The organism is Streptomyces fuscigenes, assembly GCF_021556455.1.
In the GTDB taxonomy this organism is placed as follows: Bacteria; Actinomycetota; Actinomycetes; order Streptomycetales; family Streptomycetaceae; genus Streptomyces; species Streptomyces fuscigenes.
Genome location: NZ_JAKGCV010000595.1, coordinates 1 through 2,753, shown reverse-complemented (window position 1 = coordinate 2,753; position 2,753 = coordinate 1). Strand labels below are relative to the sequence as shown.

Here is a 2,753-nt window from a genome sequence, read left to right as displayed (position 1 = left end):
CGGCGACATCGGCCCGGAGGCCTCCCTCCCCGTGATGGAGGGCAAGGCCATCCTCTTCAAGCAGTTCGGCGGGGTGGACGCGGTGCCGATCGCGCTCGCCACCACCGACACCGACGAGATCGTCGAGGTCGGCGGCGCGCTCGGATCGGTGGGCTCGGTGGGCTGCGTGGGCTCGGTCGGCTCGGTCGGCGGGTCGATCGGGTCGGCGCCCCGTCCGTACAGCGCGTCCCGGAACACCTTCGCCGACTCGGGGTTCGAGGAGCACTGCCACACACCGTGCGGGCAGTAGTCGGTCAGCGTGTTGTAGAGCGGCTTGTACGTGTCGATCCACTTCAGCATCGCGCTCATGTACGCGGGATCGTCGCCGTTGCGGAAGAGCCCCCACTCCGGGTAGGAGACCGGCTTGTGGTGCGCCGCCGCGAAGTCCACGTGCGCCTTGAGCCCGTAGGGCTCGTTCATTTCCTCCTCGAACGTGCGGCCGGGCGGCTGGTCGTAGGAGTCCATGCCGAGGACGTCGACGAGGTCGTCCCCGGGGTAGCACTTCGTCCAGGCGATCGCGTCCGTGCCGCGGTTCGGCGCGAAGTCGAAGGCGAACTTCTGCCCGGGCACCGCCCGCATCGCGGTGACGATCCTCTTCCAGTACGCCTTCCACGCGGCCGGGTCGGGGCCGCACCGGCCCGTGTAGGTCGTGCCGTTCATCTCCCAGCCGAGCACGACGACCGCGTCCGGGACACCGAGGTCCACGAGCCGCTGCGCGAGCGTGCGGTAGTGCGCGTCGAACGCGCCGGCCGCGCCCTGGCGCAGCTTCGCGCGCACCTGCCCGTCGGGGATGTGGCCCTCGTTGTCGTCGAGCATCGGCACGTTGAGGACGAACAGCCGGCCGGCCCGCGCCTGCTTCCAGCGCGCCCAGTCGCCGAGGAAGTCCACCTGGCCCTCGATGTCCGACCACGTGCCGCCGGGCAGATATGTGTGTCCCACCCGTAGTTCCGTGCCGCCGAGCCATTTCTGCGTACGGGCGATGTCCCGGACGCCCTGGACGCCGGAATCGGTGAACGTGCCGAATGCGGGGTGCGCGGCGGGCGGCGGTTTCGATGCGTCCGACGGCGTGTCTTCCGCGGCCGTCCCCTTTGCGGCCGTGCCATTCTCGGCCGTGCCCTTTCCGGTGGTGCCCTTTCCGGCGGCCTCATTCTCGGCCGTGCCCCGTGCGGCGGTGCCTTTTCCCGCGGCGCCTGGCCCCGGCGAGTCGGGGGACTGCGGGGCCGGCGGCACGGCGGTGGGGGACGGCGGGGGCGGCGCGGCCGCGGTGGCGAGGAACCCCGCCATGACGGTGCTCACGCACGTGACCGCGAGACGACGACGTGAAGGGGCCATGGCTGCTCCTCGGCTGGTGGACCGCTCCCGTGGCCGCGGGCATTCCGTGGTCACGCTGATCACAAAGTATTTCTATTGCGCCGAACGGGAATCCGGCCCCGCGTCCCAGTAGACCGTTCGTGCATTTCATCCCTCTGATGGGTCATCGGAATGAAGAGGACACCTCGTGCCAGCCTTTGACACCACGACACCGGCCGTTCTCGTGCGGCTCGATCCGAACCCCTTCCACCACGGCACCCTCGGCGCGGTCCGCTCCCTGGGACGGGCGGGCATCGAGGTGCACGCCGTCATCGAGTCGCCGCACAGCCCCGTCGCCCGCTCCCGGCACCTGCGCACCGCCCACGTGCGCCCCCCGGGCACGACCGACCTCGCGGGCGTCCGCCGGCTGCTGCTGACCGTCTCCGACCTCGTCGGCAGGCCCGCCGTGCTGATCCCGCTCGACGACGTCAGCGCGCTCGCCACCGGCCGGCTCGGCGACGCCCTCGCGGGGCGCTACCTGCTGCCCGAGCAGCCCCCCGGGCTCGCCGAGCAGGTCGCCGACAAGGCAGAACTCGCCGCGGTCTGCGCCGCGCTCGGCCTGCCGCACCCGCGCACCCTCCTCCCGGACAGCGCCGGGGAGGCGGCCGCCGCCGTGCGTTCGCTGGGCCGGCCCGCCGTCGCCAAGTGGAGCAGACCCTGGCTGCTCCCGCCGGGCTCCGGCCTGCGCTCCACCCGCCTCCTGCGCTCAGAACGGGAGGCCCGCGACCTGCACGCGCGGACCGCCGAGGCGGGCAGCCGGCTGATCGTCCAGGAGTTCCTGCCGCCCGGGCGCGGCCTCGACTGGTTCTTCCACGGGTACGCGGGCCGCGACGGGACGTGCCCGCTCGCCGCCACCGGGCGCAAGGAGCGCTCGTGGCCGGTGGACGCGGGCCTCACCGCCGTCGGCCGGTGGCTGCCCAACCCGGACGTCGAGACGGCGGCCCGGCGCCTCGTCGAGGAACTCGGCTACCGGGGCATCCTCGACCTCGACTTCCGCCGGGACCCGGGCACCGGCGCCTACCACCTGCTGGACTTCAACCCCCGGCCCGGCGCCCAGTTCCGGCTGTTCACCGACCGCGCCGGACTCGACGTCGTACGGGCGCTGCACCTGGACCTGACGGGCCGGCGGGTCCCGACGCACGAACCGGCGCACGGCCGGTCCTTCGTGGTGGAGAACTACGCGCTGCTGTCGCTCGCCGCGTCCCTGGCCGGAGCCCTCCGGCCGCGCACCGGGCCCGCGGACGGCGAGGGCGGCGGCGAAGGACCGGGCGCGGGAGGCGGACCCGGTGAAGGCAGGCCGCCCGCCGTCGCCCGGCGGCGCGTCGAGTCCGCCTGGTTCGCCGCCGACGACCTCAGGCCCGCCG

Annotated in this window: 1 protein-coding gene and 2 pseudogenes; 2 read left to right on the top strand and 1 reads right to left on the bottom strand. The window is 73.6% G+C overall.

All coding sequences use genetic code 11. The features are described 5' to 3' along the window. Positions 1 to 232, top strand: a pseudogene (locus L1885_RS29470) (hypothetical protein); the annotation flags it as partial. Here L1885_RS29470 and L1885_RS29520 read toward each other — a convergent pair. Further along, positions 121 to 1,371, bottom strand: a pseudogene (locus L1885_RS29520) (glycoside hydrolase family 26 protein); the annotation flags it as partial. The pseudogenes L1885_RS29470 and L1885_RS29520 overlap by 112 nt on opposite strands. Before the next feature lie 166 nt (positions 1,372 to 1,537). Between L1885_RS29520 and L1885_RS26740 the strand changes: the two are divergent. Beyond that, a partial coding sequence (locus L1885_RS26740; RefSeq protein WP_235799736.1) for a carboxylate--amine ligase occupies positions 1,538 to 2,753 on the top strand: 1,216 nt, incomplete at its 3' end.